The organism is Candidatus Villigracilis saccharophilus (assembly GCF_016711665.1).
Genome location: NZ_JADJSO010000017.1, coordinates 55,873 through 72,938 on the forward strand (window position 1 = coordinate 55,873; position 17,066 = coordinate 72,938).

The 17,066-nt window shown below is 46.2% G+C and carries 12 protein-coding genes; 11 read left to right on the plus strand and 1 reads right to left on the minus strand.

Features of this window, described 5'->3' with window-relative positions:
* The first annotated feature begins 1 nt into the window (after position 1).
* The 9 genes from IPL17_RS07685 to IPL17_RS07725 all read left to right on the plus strand — a co-directional run bounded on the left by IPL17_RS07685 (position 2) and on the right by IPL17_RS07725 (position 13,703).
* On the plus strand, positions 2-991 hold the full coding sequence (locus IPL17_RS07685; RefSeq protein ID WP_345306492.1) for a GDP-mannose 4,6-dehydratase: 990 nt from the start codon (positions 2-4) through the stop codon (positions 989-991).
* Positions 992-997: 6 nt separating this feature from the next.
* Positions 998-1,705 carry a sugar phosphate nucleotidyltransferase gene (locus IPL17_RS07690; protein WP_345306493.1) on the plus strand — a complete coding sequence of 236 codons (708 nt, stop codon included), beginning with the start codon at positions 998-1,000 and terminating at the stop codon, positions 1,703-1,705.
* Positions 1,706-1,718: 13 nt separating this feature from the next.
* Positions 1,719-2,972 (plus strand): glycosyltransferase, encoded by a 1,254-nt coding sequence (locus IPL17_RS07695; protein ID WP_345306494.1) that lies wholly within the window; start codon positions 1,719-1,721, stop codon positions 2,970-2,972.
* 49 nt (positions 2,973-3,021) lie between these two features.
* Positions 3,022-5,016: an asparagine synthase (glutamine-hydrolyzing) gene (gene asnB, locus IPL17_RS07700; protein ID WP_345306495.1), complete on the plus strand. Its 1,995-nt coding sequence runs from the start codon at positions 3,022-3,024 to the stop codon at positions 5,014-5,016.
* Positions 5,017-5,035: 19 nt separating this feature from the next.
* Positions 5,036-6,142 carry a glycosyltransferase gene (locus IPL17_RS07705; RefSeq protein WP_345306496.1) on the plus strand — a complete coding sequence of 369 codons (1,107 nt, stop codon included), beginning with the start codon at positions 5,036-5,038 and terminating at the stop codon, positions 6,140-6,142.
* Entirely contained in the window at positions 6,139-7,296 is a 1,158-nt protein-coding gene (locus tag IPL17_RS07710) for a glycosyltransferase family 4 protein (protein WP_345306497.1), read from the plus strand. The genes IPL17_RS07705 and IPL17_RS07710 overlap by 4 nt, the downstream gene beginning before the upstream one ends.
* Before the next feature lie 23 nt (positions 7,297-7,319).
* The gene (locus IPL17_RS07715) at positions 7,320-9,419 is read left to right on the plus strand and encodes a hypothetical protein (RefSeq protein WP_345306498.1); all 2,100 of its coding nucleotides are present in this window, start codon (positions 7,320-7,322) and stop codon (positions 9,417-9,419) included.
* An 818-nt stretch (positions 9,420-10,237) separates the two neighbouring features.
* Entirely contained in the window at positions 10,238-12,040 is a 1,803-nt protein-coding gene (locus tag IPL17_RS07720) for a glycosyltransferase family 39 protein (RefSeq protein ID WP_345306499.1), read from the plus strand.
* 19 nt (positions 12,041-12,059) lie between these two features.
* Positions 12,060-13,703: a phospholipid carrier-dependent glycosyltransferase gene (locus tag IPL17_RS07725; RefSeq protein WP_345306500.1), complete on the plus strand. Its 1,644-nt coding sequence runs from the start codon at positions 12,060-12,062 to the stop codon at positions 13,701-13,703.
* A gap of 35 nt (positions 13,704-13,738) precedes the next feature.
* On the opposite strand, the gene IPL17_RS07730 is transcribed toward IPL17_RS07725, so the two are convergent.
* Complete coding sequence (locus IPL17_RS07730; protein WP_345306501.1) at positions 13,739-14,380, minus strand: class I SAM-dependent methyltransferase; 642 nt, start codon at positions 14,378-14,380, stop codon at positions 13,739-13,741.
* A 168-nt stretch (positions 14,381-14,548) separates the two neighbouring features.
* Between IPL17_RS07730 and IPL17_RS07735 the strand changes: the two genes are divergently transcribed.
* Together IPL17_RS07735 and IPL17_RS07740 are read left to right on the plus strand one after the other, a co-directional pair.
* Complete coding sequence (locus tag IPL17_RS07735) at positions 14,549-15,151, plus strand: hypothetical protein (RefSeq protein WP_345306502.1); 603 nt, start codon at positions 14,549-14,551, stop codon at positions 15,149-15,151.
* Positions 15,148-17,034, plus strand: a complete 1,887-nt coding sequence (locus IPL17_RS07740) for a hypothetical protein (RefSeq protein ID WP_345306503.1) — start codon at positions 15,148-15,150, stop codon at positions 17,032-17,034. The genes IPL17_RS07735 and IPL17_RS07740 overlap by 4 nt, the downstream gene beginning before the upstream one ends.
* Positions 17,035-17,066 lie beyond the last annotated feature (32 nt).

The following is a 17,066-nucleotide window of genomic DNA, read 5'->3' on the forward strand; positions in this document are numbered from 1 at the left end:
TATGGATTGGAAAAACAGACAAGTGCTTGTGACCGGGGCGGGCGGATTTGTTGCCAGCCACCTTGTGGAAAGATTGGTGCATGAAGGCGCGCGCGTACGTGCGTTCACACGCTATAACTCGCGCAATGATGTGGGCATGCTGCGCTTGATTGCGCCTGAAATATTTTCACAACTCGAGATCATTTACGGCGATTTGCGAGATGTGGAGGCGGTGCGGGGAGCCGCGCGGGATGTCGACACGATCTTTCATCTCGGTGCATTGATCGCGATCCCGTATTCATATGTGCATCCGCGTGAAGTGATCGACACAAACATCATGGGTACGTTAAATGTGTTGATGGCGGCGCGTGATTTTAAAGTGCGGCGTGTCGTGCATACCTCCACGAGTGAAGTGTATGGCACGGCGCAGTATGTGCCCATCGATGAGTCCCACCCGCTTCAAGGACAGTCTCCCTATTCTGCCAGCAAGATCGGCGCGGATAAGATCGCCGAAAGTTTTTATCGTTCCTTTGAGGTGCCTGTGGTTACGCTGCGCCCTTTCAATACCTACGGGCCGCGCCAGTCCGCCCGCGCTGTGATTCCCACGATCATTACACAGGCGCTTACGCGTGATGAAGTTAAGTTGGGCAGTCTGGACCCGTCACGCGATTTCACTTTTGTTGCCGATACCGCTGATGGTTTTATGCGCGTCGCCTTGGCTGAGAATGTTCTTGGGCAGGAGATCAATCTTGGCAACGACAACACCATCCGTATTGGCGATCTGGTCGATAAGATATTTGGGATCATTGGTAAATCGCCAAAAGTGGTGATGGATGCTCAACGCATCCGCCCTGGAAAAAGTGAAGTGATGAAGTTATGGGCGTCCAATCAAAAGGCCCGTGAAATGATCGGATGGGAGCCGCGCGTCTCTCTCGATGAGGGACTGCGTGCCACCATTGAGTGGATCTCGGCTCATATCGATCTTTATCGTCCCGACCAATATACTGTGTAGGTGATTATGCGTGCTGTGATACTTGCTGGTGGAAAAGGCACCCGCCTTGCTCCTTATACAACCGTTTTGCCGAAGCCGCTCATGCCGGTCGGTGAAATGCCGATTCTTGAAATCGTCATGCGTCAATTGGTAAACCACGGCTTTGATGACCAGACCCTTGCGGTTGGATATTTGGCAGAATTGTTGATGGCCTATTGCGGCGACGGAAGTAAATTTGGCGCCACGCTTGAATATTCGCGTGAAGGGCAGCCCTTGGGGACGGCGGGACCAATTGCGCTCGTTCCAAATCTAAATGAGACTTTTCTCGTGATGAACGGTGACCTGTTGACCACGATCGATTACAGCGCCATGCTGAAAAATCATCGTGAACGCGGCGTGCTGGCTACGATTGCCTGTTATCAGCGCGACGTGAAAATTGATCTTGGCGTGATCGATGTCGACTCAGACAACTGGGTGGCCAATTATATTGAGAAACCGACCTATCATTATGAGGTCAGCATGGGCATCTATATTTTTGAGCCTGCCATTCTGAATTACATTCCTTTAAATCAAAAACTGGATCTTCCCGATCTTATGCTTAACCTGCTCAAGGCAGGACAAAAGGTCAATGTGTTTAAATTTGACGGTTATTGGCTCGATATTGGTCGCCCGGATGATTATGAACGCGCGATTGATGAGTTTGCAAAACATCGCCAGGAATTTATAAAAGAATAAAAAGGCTGATATCGTGAATTTGATTGTATTTACATCTTCCTACCCCTATGTTCGCGGTGGGGAGCAGAATTTTTTGAATGTTGAAGTCCGACACCTGCTTGATGAGTTTGACAGGGTTATTTTTGTTCCCGAAACAGTTGAAGGCAGTCGTTTTGGTGACTTATTTAATGCGGAAGTCGATGTCAGTTATGCTGAATATCTTGCCTCCCATAGCGTGTACACCATTTTTCTAAAAGGTCTTTTTTCTCCATTGTTCCGTCAGGGTATGATGGAGAGTAATTTCCCGCTGTTTTCATATAAAGCATACAGGAGGTTGGTTTCTTTTGCAGGCAAAGCCGAGATCACACATCAATGGGTTATCAACTGGCTTGACCGTCAGAAATTAAATGGCCAGGATTGTCTTTTTTATACCTACTGGTTCGATCAAGCCTCTGGAGGAATCAGCCTGGCAAAGAGGCAGGTTCCAGAATTGAAGCTGGTGTCGCGCGCGCACGGTTATGATGTCTTTGAAGAGCAATATTACGATCCACCCTTTTTTCCCTGCCGCGCCGCGGTGTTAGAACTTATTGACAGGGTTTTCCCTGCTTCTTTCGCTGGGAAAACCTATTTTATCGATCATTACCGATTTTTTTCCGCTCTTTTTGAAACAGCTTTGTTGGGCGTTCCAGATCCTGGTTTTTTGAGTCGGTCCTCACAGGATGGCGTATTTCGTATGGTCTCCTGTTCCATGATCCGCTCTGAAAAACGAGTGGAAAGGATACTGGAGGCAGTTCTTCAGGCAGCATTATTACGTCCCGGACAGCATTTTGAATGGACCCATGTCGGGAATGGGGTGACGCGCGATGAACTTCAAAATCTTGCCAATAAAAAATTTCCAGCCAATGCAAAGGCGTTTTTTTCAGGGTACTCAGATAATACAGCCTTGCTTCAGTTGTATAGGGATGAACCATTTGATGTATTTATCAATGTGAGTGAAACGGAAGGAACACCGGTTTCCATTATGGAAGCAATAAGCTGTGGGATCCCCGTGATTGCCACTGCGGTGGGCGGGAACGTGGAAATTGTATCCACACAGAATGGCATTCTTATAGGTCCCAACGCCGCTGGGGAGGAAATCTCGTCAGCAATGTTCTATTTGATCGATCATCCGGGTGAAGCTGAAACGAAACGAAAAGGAAGCCGCTATATTTGGGAAACTCGCTATAATGCCCATCTCAACTTCTCTGACTTTGCCAGGAGACTGAAAGAGATACGCCTTGAGTCGTAAATATCTGTAAATCCCGGGGATATCCAACCAGGATAGGAGTGTGCTTTTAATGTGCGGAATATTTGGAGTTTGGAATCTTCATAAACAACCGGTTGATTTGGGCGCTCTGATTAATTCATTGAATTCAATCCGTCATCGCGGTCCGGATGATGAAGGCTATCTGTTGATCAACTCGAGCAGTAATGAAGTCGCGTCCTGCCTCGGACCGCAAAGCGCCGCGCATGTGCGATTGCCCCGTATTGAGAATGTTTTCAATCCGCAATTTGATCTTGCCTTTGGTTTTCGGCGCCTGTCTATTTTGGACCTTTCCCCAGCCGGCCATCAACCCATGAGCAATGCGGATGGTTCTCTTTGGATCGTGTTCAACGGGGAGATCTATAACTATATTGAACTGCGGGATGAATTACAAGCGCTGGGGTATGTGTTTCGGACACAGACAGACACCGAAGTGATCTTGAACGCATATGACGCCTGGGGGGAGGGTTGCCTTGATCGTTTTAATGGGATGTGGGGATTCGCCTTGTTTGATAAACGGAATAAACGCCTGTTTTGCGCCCGTGACCGTTTTGGGATAAAGCCCTTCTATTTTTTCTTTGATCGTGAACGCTTTGTCTTTGCTTCTGAGATCAAGGCTGTGCTTCAATATTCAAATATTGAGCGTAAACCCAACGATGCCATTGTTTATGATTATTTAAATTATGGTTTGCTGGATCATACTGCCGAAACATTTTTTACCGATATTCACCAATTGCCCGCAGCTCATTTTCTTATGCTCGAAGATTCAAATCTTCATATTAAGCGTTATTGGAACATTAACCCTGATGATAAATTAGACTTCGGCTCAGGCGCGCAAGCCGATGCGAAATACATTCATCAATTTTACGATCTGTTTGAAGATTCGATCCGCTTACATCTGCGCAGCGATGTTGCCATTGGTAGTTGCCTGAGTGGGGGGGTGGATTCATCTTCGATTGTCTGCCTGGCGAATAAGCTCTTGTTTTCGGATCATTCTGTACCCACTGACCTGATCGGCGGAAAGCAAAAAACATTCTCCTCCTGCTTTGAGGATCTGCGCTTCGATGAAAGAGAGCATATCGAAAAAGTTTTATCTGTTACATCTGCCGAACGGAACTATACTTTTCCCAAACCGCAAAATCTATTAAGCGATTTGCCTGACCTGGTCTGGCATCAGGAAGAACCTTTTGGTTCTACAAGTATTTATGCCCAATGGTGTGTTATGAAAATCGCGTCTCAGCGCGGAGTGCGGGTCCTGCTGGATGGTCAGGGCGGGGATGAACTGCTTGCGGGCTACCACCCATATTTCGATTCGTACTGGGGGACTTTGTTGAGTCAGGGGCGATTTCAAGACCTGCAAAAGGAATGGTCTGCTTATAAAAATATGTATCAGGTTTCTCCTGCTTATTTAATTCAACACACGCTTTTTTCGATCGCGCCGACGTTTTTCCAGCGCCAGGTGCGTGCGAGGCGCGGGGCGGTCGGCCTTCAAGCTGATCTTGTATCCAGGTTTCGGAGCCGCTACCCGGATGAGCAGATTGAGTATTCGGGAAACCCGTTTTCAAAACGCCTCTATCAGGCGTTGACACGTTCCTCCCTGCCGGGGCTGCTGCATTATGAAGACAGAAATTCCATGGCGCACTCCATCGAGGCCCGTGTTCCATTCCTTGATTATCGATTGGTTGAATTTGCTTTCTCCCTGCCTGCAAATCAGAAGATCAATAACGGTTATACAAAAACGATCCTAAGGGATTCCATGAAAGGAATACTGCCTGAGGCTATCCGAACCCGTACTGATAAAATGGGATTCGTTACCCCGGAAAAAATCTGGCTGTCGCTTGATCTAAAAGGCTGGACCGATGATGTCTTTAATTCCGCGGCTTTTCGCTCCAATCCATATCTGAATGCATCTGAAATCCGCCTGCTTCTTGAAGAGCATCGGGCTCAAAAGCGCGACCTCGGCTTTATGATCTGGCGCTGGTTAAGTCTTCAACTTTGGCTGGATCGATTCGTAAATTCTCCATCCTGAAATTAAGAGAAAACTGTCAATGCGTATTGCCTATGTCACCGTCCACGTTGCGCCTGAGATCATGCAAGGCGGAGTCGGTAAAAAAATAAAAAGCCAGGTTTCGATCTGGCACGAACAGGGTCACGAGGCGGCTCTGTTTAGCCTTACACCTGCAGAGCTCTCGTTTCCCGATGCGCGGCAATTTAATTTTGAAACCCGCTCCAGGTTTAAGTTACTTCGCTTGCTTGAGCGCGAGATCAAGCGTTCGGTCATGCTGAAGCGCATGTTTGTTTCCATTCAACAGTATCACCCTGACATCATCTATTTGCGGTTTGGATTATATTCATATCCATTGCATGCCCTGTTTAAGATAGCACCTGTCGTCTTGGAAACGAACTCCAACGATGTGAATGAATACCGTAAGCGCGGGTTGTTTTTTTACTGGATGAACCTGCTCACGCGTAATCTGACCATTGATCCTGCATGTGGAGTGATCGTTCCATCCTTCGAGTTGGCAGAAATGTTATTCCCTGATGGTAAAAAAAACGTTGTTGTGATCTCCAATGGGATTGACTTGAAGGATACCGAGGCGCTCCCGCCTGCGCACAACAAGTTCCCTGTGATTACCTTGGTTGGTTCGCCCGGCATGGCATGGCATGGCGTTGATAAGTTGATTAATTTCGCCAGGACAAATTCTGATCTGGTTGTGAACATCGTCGGATATTCAAAAAAGGATATTGAGATTGATATTCCTGCGAATGTGCGTTTACATGGCTTTCTAAGCAGGGATAAAGTGCGCGAGATCCTTTTGAATACAGATGTGGCTTGTGGCTCCCTAGCCATTCATCGTAACGACATGGAGGAAGCATCGGTACTCAAGATCCGTGAAGCGCTGGCTTATGGAATCCCTGTGCTCATTGCATACCGTGATACTGATCTGCATCAAGTTGATCTTGAGACCATCCTGCATATCCCCAATACGGAAGATAATTTGTTGAGAAATGCTGAACGCATCCGCAAGTTTGCTTACGATATGATGGGGAGGCGGGTCCCGATCGAATCTGTCGCGCCGTATCTTGACCAGCGTTTGAAGGAAAATACACGGCTCGATTTTTTTCAGAAGATCATTAAGCTAAAAAGCAGATGAATTATCACGACTCTCTCTCTGTTCTCCTGCTCGGCACACAAATGGCGACCGGTGGCGCGCAAAAGGTGCTGCTCGACCAGGCGCGCTGGTTCCATGAGCGTGGTCATAAAGTGACTGTCATCTTTTTGTATGACAAGGAAGGTCTGCATGAAAAATGGCAGGCTCTTTCACCTGTCCCGATCATCAACTTAAAGGCGTTTCATGGACATGGCCAGGGCATAAAGAATTTCGCCCCCTTTGTAAATGGGCTATTCTCGCTTTGGAGTATCCTGCGACGCGAAAAATTTGATGTCATCGAAACTTTTACGCATGACAGCAATATGGTTGCGCTTCCGATTGCATGGTTGGCGCGTGTCCCTGTGCGGATCGCGACCCATCATGGAGTGATCGAAGGCTTTTCCAGATGGCGTGAACTAACCCATTCATGGATGATCAATCACAATATCGCGCATAAACTTGTGACCGTTTCCCAAAAAACGTATGAAGTTGCTTTGAACGAAGGAGTCCGGGCAGAGAGAATTCTGGTGATACAGAATGGGATTGCTCCACTGCCGCTCGAAAGCCGACGCAGGCTCGAGGTTCGAAAAGAGGCCGGGATGGATGCGGATGATCTTGTATTGTTGGCTGTCGGGCGCCTTGTTTATCAAAAAGCCCATCAAGTTCTAGTCGCAAGTATGCCTGCAGTATTGAAGGAATTTCCAAATGCGAAAGTTTTAATTTGCGGCGAGGGCGTTTTACGGGCAGACCTGCAGTCGCAGATCGAAGGACTCGGTCTGTCACACTCGGTAAAATTATTGGGAAAATCAGATCATGTTGCCAGTTACCTCGCAGGCGCAGATATTTTTGTTTTGCCTTCCCGTTGGGAAGGGCTGCCCATTGCGCTTCTGGAGGCGATGAGCGCGGGGTTGCCAAGTGTTGCCACAAAGGTGGAAGGGGTGGATGAAGTGCTCGTGGAAGGTGTGCATGGTTTATTGGTGCCGGTTGAGAACCCGGCGGTTCTGGCAGAGGCTATATTACAATTACTGCGCGACCCTGAAACCCGAACCAAAATGGGAATGGCGGCGCGGCAGCATATTTCCCGTTTTTATACCGTTGACCGCATGGGCCAGCAGTATCTTGATCTCATGTTAAACTGTTTGAATGAAAATAAGTGACTCGGAGTTGAAGAGATTTGACGTTGGATCGTAAGAATAAACAGCTTGGGAATATTTTAGCTATTCTAGGCACCGCAATATTATTGTATGGCGCGTGTCTCGAATTCTATAATGTCGCCTGGGGTACGGGCGTTTGGCTGGGCGAATATTCCTTGAAGTGGTTTATGTTATTCATTGTGTTTGTCTTTTTCTGCGTTGCCCTGTTCTTGGGCATCACGTTCTTGATTTGGATGCCTGACAAATTCATAGTTTTTTCAACGCGGGTGGCCGTGATTCGAGAACGGATTTTTTTCCTGCGCTGGCTGCTCGCTGTGACGCTGCTTGTTTTTCCGGTATGGTTTTTACAATATTCAATGTGGGGTATTGTTTTTCAAGGATTATATATTCGTGCTTTGATATGGGGCACAGTGGTATTTATTATTGCCGGAATTTTTACCAAAGGCAATTCGCTGATCGGGTGGAGGGAGTTTCTTGCCGCGCTCATTCTGACTGGCAGCGCTTTTTCGATCGCGGCTTCATTAAGCGGGGCAAGTAATTATCCATTTTCGTTAGGCTGGTCTGAAGGTAATCGTCTTTGGGATTATTCGACGGTGTTCGGCCGCGCATTATACGATTATCCCGTTGATCGTAGTATTCCAGTATTGTCAGATAGAAGCAGGCTGTTGGTTGGAGGTTTGCCCTTTATCATCCCTGATCTAACAATAGGAATGGAGCGGTTTTGGGTTGGGTTAACCCAGATCCTTCCGTATTTTTTTGTCGGCCTTGCCTCCTTCAGCAAATCAGCACGGAATAAATATACCTGGTTGTTGACCATTCTGTGGGTATTTCTATTCCTGAAACAAGGACCGATCTACTCGCCTCTCGTTTTGTGCGCCGCATTGACCGCCTTGCTTTGGCGGAAACCCTTATGGATTTCCATACCATTAATTATTTATGCCGGATACGCCGCGCAGGCCAGCCGGTTCACATGGATGTTTGCCCCGGGAATTTGGATCGGCATGTTGGAATTGTCCGGTGCGGCTCTTCTTAACGGGAAACTGGCCGCCAAACACTGGGCGCGTGCCATCTCTTTGGGCTTTGCGGGGTTCTTCGGAGGCTTTCTATTGCCAAAGATCATGCCCCTGTTTGAAAAGAACGTGGATATGGCAGATATTGGCGGGCAAATTGCCAGTGCGGGAAACAATATGCAGACGATCACCAGTGAAATTACCCATCAACCGCTTCTCTGGTACCGACTCCTTCCCAACTCAACGTATGGCAATGGGATTTTACTCGGGTTGCTGATCGCAGTAGGACCCTTGCTGATAATTCTAATATGGCTTGCAATAAACAAAAAATGGCTGTTGAATATCTGGCAGAAACTTGCCATATTTGCCTCATTACTGGCGTTTCTTGCTGTGGGATTGGTCGCCAGTACAAAGATAGGCGGCGGTGGGGATTTGCACAATATGGATATGTTCCTGATCGGCTTGATGTTTACTGCTGTCATCGCCTGGTTCAATGGCGGCAGGGAACTGATCTTGGATGGCGATCAACTGCCGTATTGGATCAAAGCGGTTGTGATCCTATCTCTAATCCTCCCTGCTCTTGGACCCTGGCGTCAGATGCGTTCATATAATTATGGCGAAAAATCCATGGCGCTTGTGACCTTGACAGATGCTCCCGATGAAAAATCACTCGAGTTGCTGCCCTCTCAGGAAAAAATTGATACCGCACTTGAAACAATTGAAGAAGAGATCTCACTGGCCCGGCAAAAGGGCGATATTCTATTTATCGATCAAAGGCAATTGTTGACATTTGGTTTCGTCACGAAGATCCCCCTGGTCCCTGAATATGAGAAAAAAGTTTTGATGAATGAGGCATTAAGTTCAAACAGCGCATATTTCGAGCCGTTTTATAGCGACCTCGCCGCGCATAGGTTTGTTTTAATTATCAGTGAATTATTGCGTACACCGGTCAAGGATGATTCTTTTCAGTTTGGCGAAGAGAACAATGCCTGGGTGATGTGGGTCGCGAATCCGATCCTATGCTATTATGATGAGAAAACCACCCTGAAAGAAGTCGGCGTTCAATTGCTTGTCCCGAAAGATGGACAGCTTGATTGCTCTGAGCAGCTTCCGTAGGGAACCCACTTTAAAGTAAGAAGCGGATTGTTATGCAGTTTAGATCAAAACCACTATTCATAAAAACCTTCTTTTTGATAAACGCGCTTGAAAGCGCGGTTGTTTTTTATTATTTATCCTCGGTCTCTTCTGACTTAAAGAATGCCGTATTCCTGGGATACTCCTTATCCCGCCTTGCCATGGTGGGCTTAACCTTTATTCTTTTTGTACTCTTTGGTTCATTGTTTTTAAGAAGCAGCTTCTCTGAACTTTTTTTGAATAGATTGATTTTTCATATTGATAATATTTCAAGTACACCTTTCAGACGATATGTTCTGAATCTCTTTACCGCGATTTTGGTTTTCTTGGGCGCAGTTTTGCTCCTTACGCCGTCAGGCAGAATATTGGAATATGGCATTCCGATTGAACGCATCTTTCCCTTTGTTCATTTTGGGATAATCCTGGGCATCCAGACTCAAGTTGGCGTTTTTCTCTGGCGCGGAAATAAATTAAATTGGCGAATTTTGTTTGCTTGGAAGAAGCTTTTCATAACTACCGGCATCATCAGTGGCTTTTTAGTATTGTTTTCGTCCTGGGTGGCCCGGACTCGCATAGGGTTACAGCCCGAGCTTTATGGCTGGCACGCCCCTGGCACCCCTGTCTTATTCTCACAAGTTATTGTGGCATGGCTCTTCGGTCTGCTATTGATTTCTTGGGGTAATGTCGCTCGGGATTCGGCGGGGATGCGGCTCAAGAACTGGCTGCCTCATATCCGTTTGGATTTGTTCATTTGTTTGGTGTTATGGATTGGGGCGTTTCTTGTCTGGTGGGGAGAACCCATGCGGGAGGAAAGTTATTTCAATCCGTCTCCCACTCCGCCCAATTTTGAATATTATCCGTATTCGGATGCTGCGCTTTATGATCAGTCGGCACAAAACTTGATCATTGGTGCAGATCAGAACAATAAGATCATATTACGTCCGCTTTATGTTTTTTTTCTTGCTTTCCTGCATATGATTGGTGGGCAAAAATATGATACTGTGATTTCTTTTCAGATCGTGTTTCTTGCGGTTATTCCTGCGCTGGCTTACCTCTTGACGTTCCAGATTGGTGGACGTCCCGCCGGGTTGGTCACCGCAATATTGCTCATCTTTAGGGAAAAGAATTCCATTGAGTTAACCAATGTAATTGAAGTTTCTCACTCAAAATTGTTAATGTCTGATGTGCCAACCATGGCCTTGATGCTATTAATGACCTATGTTTTGATTAAATGGCTCAAAAGATCTTCCACTACATGGCACCTTGGGATTGTCGCCGGGGCTTCATTTGGATTGGTGATGCTTGTGCGCAGCCATCAGGCGCAGTTCATCATTCCCGCATTGCTGATTGGCATGTTCTTTTCAGGTGGGTTTCAATTAAAACGAGGGTTTCAGCGCAGTCTGGTTTTTGTTTTGGGGTTTGCCGCGGTGGTTTTCCCATGGGTTTTGAGAAACGATCAGGTAAATGGAAAACCCGCAATTGAGAGTTCGGAATTCTATATATCCTGGTATGCCGGTGCGTACACAGAGCCATCTGATACGGTGGATGTTCTTCCCGAAGAATCTCCTGATGAATACTCTCGTCGGATCAGGAGCCAGATTATTCAGTATGTGATTGATCATCCGGCGGAACTGGCGCGTATCTACGCGTCCTATTTTGTTCGTAATGAAGTGGATTCTGTTATGTATCTGCCGATGTCGCTTAAGTTGTACGATCCGCGTTCCTACGTTTCCGAGATGAAGATTTGGAGCGATCCATTGATTGATCTGAGGGCGGATTCTATTTTGATTTTCTTTGTTACCCTTGGCCTAATTTCTTTGGGCATTGGCGCGGCATTCCAATGGTATGGCTTTCTTGGATTGTTGCCCCTTTTCATTCATTTTACTTACAACTTTAGCATGTCCCTTGCCCGGATTTCCGGGTGGCGGTTCGTTTTGCCAGTGGACTGGATTTTCCTGCTTTATTTTTGTGTTGGTTTGATCCACCTCACAATTATATTGTCGTCAATGATTGGAATCAAAACTTTATCGCTTGATGTGAACCGGGATTTGAACGAAAGACCCGCCGAAGATTTGGCAGAAACTCCCAGTAAAGTATTGCTTTATTTTGCCTTATTCTTGATCATGGGTCTGGCTTTGCCTCTGACCGAGAAAATCGTTCCAGGGCATTTTGTTGATCTATCGCCTGATCAAATGGCCTCTCGATTTACGGCGGATGGACCGATGGTCTTGAATGAGAATGTGGTCACAGTTGAGGAGTTAAAGGTTTTCCTTGAAACAGAGTCAGGCGCGAAGATTTTGATTGGCCGCGCGCTGTATCCATCGTTTTATAAAGCTGGTGATTTTTGGGGAGATCAACAATCAGCTACATATTTAGCACGTGATTTCAACCGCCTGCACTTTACTTTGATCGGCCAGAAAGGTGCTCTGGTCTTTCTTCCCATGGATTTGCCGCCGGATTATTTTCCGCATGCATCTGATGTTTTTATCCTCGGCTGCGAGACCAGTGGCGGCATTCGTGCTTTGGCTGTAAAAATAAAAGATCAGCCTTCTTTTGTTACGACTTCTCCGTGGCATGGTTTAACTTGTTTTCCTCGGAAATGATTGCGTTGGAGAGAGTGAAATGGTTCAAAGAATTAGGGATTTTATTTTTCGAACTGAGATTTTATTGCCAGCAGGTATATTCCTGCTTTTCCTTGGATTCTCCCTTCCAGGCATTAGCTGGGGCACGCCAGCGCTTTGGAATCCGGATGAACTTGTTTGGCGCGTGGAGAGCGCCTTGCAGGGCGAAATGGTTTTTGATGAGACAGAGCCTGATTTTAATTACCCGTCTTTGCCAAAATATGTGATGTTTGGGATAGGCAAGCTCGTTTATGGAATGGGATATTCAAGTTCGATATTTATCATTGCGGCGCGTAGTTTCTCGGCTTTGTTGGGGGCAGTCAGCGGTGTTCTCATTTATTATTTGGCGCGTACGATCGGTGTAAATATGCCAACCTCTGCGCTGGCCGGTTTGTTATATATTGCCAGTGCTGTGGCGGTTACAAACGCCCGTTTTGCGCACAATGACCTGTACTTGCAATTCTTCGCCATTCTTTGTATTTATTTTTCAATAAAATATCAATTTACCAAGTTGCGTTTTTGGATTTACGCCTCCTTTTTTGCCGTAGGACTTGCCGCGTCCAGTAAATATACGGGCGGGAGTCTTTTGCTTGTGCCTTTATTTGTGATGATCGTTATGAACTGGGGTGATCTGCGAAAGAATTGGTTTCGATCTTTTGTGATGGCGTTGATCGGCGGCGCGCTTAGCTTTGCAGGATACGTCGTTGGGACTCCCAAAGCCCTGTATTTTCTATCTTATTTTAAAAATGTCATTCCTGCGCTTCAACGGTATCCGCAATATGGATTTAATTCCGGAAGTTCGATCGGGCTATATGGCCAGTGGAGCGTTTTTGAATCTGCTGTAGGTACATTCGCTTATTATCTTTTTATCCTTAGCTTTATCTGGTTCGCCGCGCGCCTGATCTTGATATGGTTTGTAAAGATCCAGGCGGATGAAAAGCGGATTCAAGCCGTCGTTATTCTGGTTACCGCCATCCTTATTTTTGATCTGCCGTTCATGGTGTCCATTAATTACATTCCGCGCTACTTCATCCCCTTTGTGCCTTTCCTGTCCATTCTTGGCGCGTTGTTTATGGATGAAGTGATTGATCTGGCACGGAATAAGAAATGGAAATTTATCCCCTCGGTTATTGCCATTCTTCTTGTTTTGGGAATTTCCTATTCCATGCTGCGTTTGGTCAGCACCACTCTGCTTTTCGTAAATGATGCGCGTATGCCTGCCAGTGAATATATTTCATCGCTTCGCGGATTTAAGAAAACCATTGAATATACTTTGTACCCGCCGATTGTGAATAAGAAGCAGTTTTATGGCGCGGCTCGTAACTACCCGATCTACTTCATTAAATATCCGGATGACATCGTGCCTACCGGTGGACGGTTTGAATACAATCAAGGCGAGCAGGGTCTGCTGGATAGAAATGTCGATTATTTTGTTGTTGACTCGTTTACATATTCAAGGCTTTACACTGACTCAATTTGTATTACAAATCCGGTCGAGTGTGATTTCTTCAAGAGGTTGCTTTCGGGTGAAATTACTTCATTCCGTTTGATGGAGGAGTTTACCTATTCCCTGCCGCCATACTTGCCGCAGTTGACTGTGACAGCCGTTAATCCGGAAATTCGTATTTACGAACGTGTGCATTAAAAAATCAGCGGCCGCACCCATGCGGTCGCTGATTTTCATTTGATGAAATTTCCTACCGTGTACACCGTCCCTGCAATGGGTGGTGTACTTTTCATTCCGGTCACATGCCCTTTTGAGAAAATTCTGTGAGCTGCGGCGGCGATTTCCTCTTCAGTTGAAAAATGTTCGTCACGGATATCATGTCCCAGCATACGAAACATGAATACCATGAACGGCTTTTCGACCGGCGTGCCGTAAACCATCTGCCCGCCCGGCTTGAGCACGCGTCGAACCTCAACGAAAGCCTGCTCCAGTTCAAGGGGTTTTAAATGCTCCAATATGCTGACCAGTAGTACCGTGTCAAAAAAATTATCTTCATATGGCATATTTAAAACATCGCCTTTTTTAAGGAAAAGCGGAATGTTCATCGGCTCAAAAACAGATTTAACGGCGTCAATATCCGCGGTCAGGTCAATGCCGTGGATTTCCGTGTAATTGTCGTGCAGATTCGGGAATGCCAATCCAGTTCCAAAACCAACTTCCAGGACGCGTTCACCGCCTGAACATTGCTCCAGCGCCAATTCAACCCGGCGGCGATACATGCGGCCGAAGACAGGCCAGTAATAATATTTGATTGGGTCATATTGATTGACACCTTTATACTGTTCAGCGGGTAACAATTTTAACTTTACAGACATATAAGATCCTTCTTGTTAATTTAGTCGTCGAATTTTACCTCTTAATACAGGCGTCATGACAGAATACTTTTTTTCCTGTACAATGTTCTGATAATGAGATCTTTTTTAAGAAAACTCTCCAGTCAAATTAAATGGATTACTTTATTTTTTATCTGGATATTACATGGTGTGATCGCTTTCCTTCAATTCCAGGCGATCACAGTACATGAAAATTCCTTGCCATTTTTTTTCATTCGCGCGCTTTTCATCGTGTGGATCTTGTTTGGTTTCATGTTGATCGCCTCTGCTTACAAGGATTTGGTGGTGTGGAGGAAATGGAAGAACATTCTTGACAGGCCGTTAACAAAAGACATTCTGTTGACCGCGGCGGCGTCCCTGCTTTTTCTTCGAATTTGTTTGTGGGTATTTAAGGAACTGCTGACAGAACCGCTCAGTCAAACGATCGGCGGATATATCGGCTTGCTCACACCTGCTCTTGACCTGATGGGGTACGTTTCCTTTGAAATTGTTTTTCTGGTCTTTTTTGTTAATCTGAGCGGAAATCTTGAATATAAAGGGCGGGCTGGAAAATTTATTTTTACTGCCCTTGTGGTGTTTTTTCTGTGTGGGGGGGCGCTGCAATTGTTTCTGCGACCGGGTTGGGAATTGTCTCAGGCTATAAGGGAGACTGGCAGCGCGGACTCCCTGCCGTTGCATTGCTTGAATGGCAGATCCTGCTGGTTTGTGTTTTTTGCCTGGCAATATTTTTGGCCGAGTCGAAATGGAAATTGAACGAAATCCCCCGGCTCGAGTTGTGGATTTGCGTTGCAGTATGGTTGGCCGCAACTGTAATATGGTTGAGCCAGCCTGTGATTCCAAGCGCATCAGCACTCACGCCTCGCGAACCCAATTTTGAGATTTATCCTTTTATCGATTCTCAGGTCTATGATGAATTTGCCCAATCCATCCTGATCGGGCAAGGTTTCGGGGCTGACCGGATTCCTCCCCGCCCACTGTATGTGGTCTTTCTGGCGGCTTTGCACTTATTGGCTGGGCAGGATTATCACACGATGATTTTTATTCAAACCCTTGTTTTTGCCATGTTGCCAGTGCTTCTCTATTTATTTGGACGGGAATTCTTTGGACGTCCCGTCGGTGTTGCAGTCGCATTCCTTGCAATATTTCGTGACTTTACTTCTAATCTCGTTTCTCCCTACACTGGGAACCTGAGTTACTCCAAGGTGTTTCTCTCCGAGATTCCAACAGCGATGCTGTTGATCTTGTTTTTATTCATTGGGATGCATTGGATCAGGTCGGGTTTCTCTGCTTTTAAGGGTTTTTTACTGGGTGGAGTTTTGGGCGCGGTGATGCTGATTCGCACGCAGTCTGTGGTCGTTCTGCCGGTGATCATCCTTTTCGGGTTTCTGGCAGGGAAAGGGAAGATTAAACCTTTCATGAAAAGTATGTTGTTTATGCTGGTTTCCCTAACCCTTGTTATCGGTCCCTGGTTTTGGCATAACTGGAAGGTGACTGGAGAATTGATTTTTGATAGTCCCGAATATCAGACCATCAACCTTGCTTTACGTTATAGCCGCTTAAACGGGCTCGAACCGAATGTGATGCCGGGTCCAGGCGAGTCGAGCGTGGACTATAACCAGCGTTTGATCAAGATGGCAAAGGACGCGATGTCCGTCAATCCATCGCGGGCGGTTTGGGGGGTATCCAACTTTTTTCTAAATCATGCCGTCAATAATATTCTTTTGTTCCCGCTTAGAAATGAAATAAAAAATTACACGGATATATTTGTTCCGACCGATGCATTTTGGGAAAAATGGGAGGGACAGCCAACCGCTCATCAATCCCTTTTGCTGGTGTTTTATGTCTTTCTCTTTGGGCTTGGGGTGACAACCGCCATTCAAAGAAACGGCTGGCTTGGACTGATGCCCCTGGCGCTTAATCTTATTTATAACTTGTGGACATCACTTGCGTTGCTCTCAGGCCAACGATTTATGCTGTCTATGGATTGGTCGGTCTATCTATATTACATGATCGGCATGTTTACATTAATTGGCGGTTTTCTTTTTGCGCTTAATGGAAAGCGCGCCGCAGTGGTTGATTGGGTAAGATCCAATCCTTTTTTGCTGACATTGCCAACAGCCGATGGCAATTGGCGGCGGTATGTTGTTTTTGGCTTCTTATTTTTTGGAATTGGTTCCGCGCTGCCGCTTAGTGAAACGGTCTTTCCAGATAAATACCCGCCTCTTTCTGGCGCGGTCCTGGCGCGCCATCTGATGGATTCTTCTGCGTTGCGCCAGGCTGACTTCGATTTAACTTGTTTTACACATCTTAACGATGCCGCTGTATTAAGTTTTACACAAGGTATGGCTGTCTATCCGCGTTACTATGGCGCTGGTGAAGGCGAAAAAATAACGGATAAAGTCGGTTACAAGGCTGTGGATGAAGGCAGGCTGGTCTTTGATCTTATCGCGAACAGAAGAAGTTCACGTATCATCTTCCCGATGACCGAATCACCGCAATTTTTTCCTCACGCATCTGATGTGATCTTGGTGTACGGCTTGGACGGTGAATTGTGGTTTATTTATGTCAAACAGCAAGGTCGTGAGAAATTCTATATGTCAGGATCTTGGGATCCATTACTGTGCCTGGAAAAGTAAATAAAAATTGCATTCAAATGAATGCAATTTTT

Bases quoted from the DNA above. Each gene is read 5' to 3' on its own strand.
- IPL17_RS07685 (WP_345306492.1), top strand. From the start codon at position 2: ATGGATTGGAAAAACAGACAAGTGCTTGTGACCGGGGCGGGCGGATTT.
- IPL17_RS07690 (WP_345306493.1), top strand. From the start codon at position 998: ATGCGTGCTGTGATACTTGCTGGTGGAAAAGGCACCCGCCTTGCTCCT.
- asnB (WP_345306495.1), top strand. From the start codon at position 3,022: ATGTGCGGAATATTTGGAGTTTGGAATCTTCATAAACAACCGGTTGAT.
- IPL17_RS07705 (WP_345306496.1), top strand. From the start codon at position 5,036: ATGCGTATTGCCTATGTCACCGTCCACGTTGCGCCTGAGATCATGCAA.
- IPL17_RS07710 (WP_345306497.1), top strand. From the start codon at position 6,139: ATGAATTATCACGACTCTCTCTCTGTTCTCCTGCTCGGCACACAAATG.
- IPL17_RS07720 (WP_345306499.1), top strand. From the start codon at position 10,238: ATGCGGGAGGAAAGTTATTTCAATCCGTCTCCCACTCCGCCCAATTTT.
- IPL17_RS07725 (WP_345306500.1), top strand. From the start codon at position 12,060: ATGGTTCAAAGAATTAGGGATTTTATTTTTCGAACTGAGATTTTATTG.
- IPL17_RS07730 (WP_345306501.1), bottom strand. From the start codon at position 14,380: ATGTCTGTAAAGTTAAAATTGTTACCCGCTGAACAGTATAAAGGTGTC.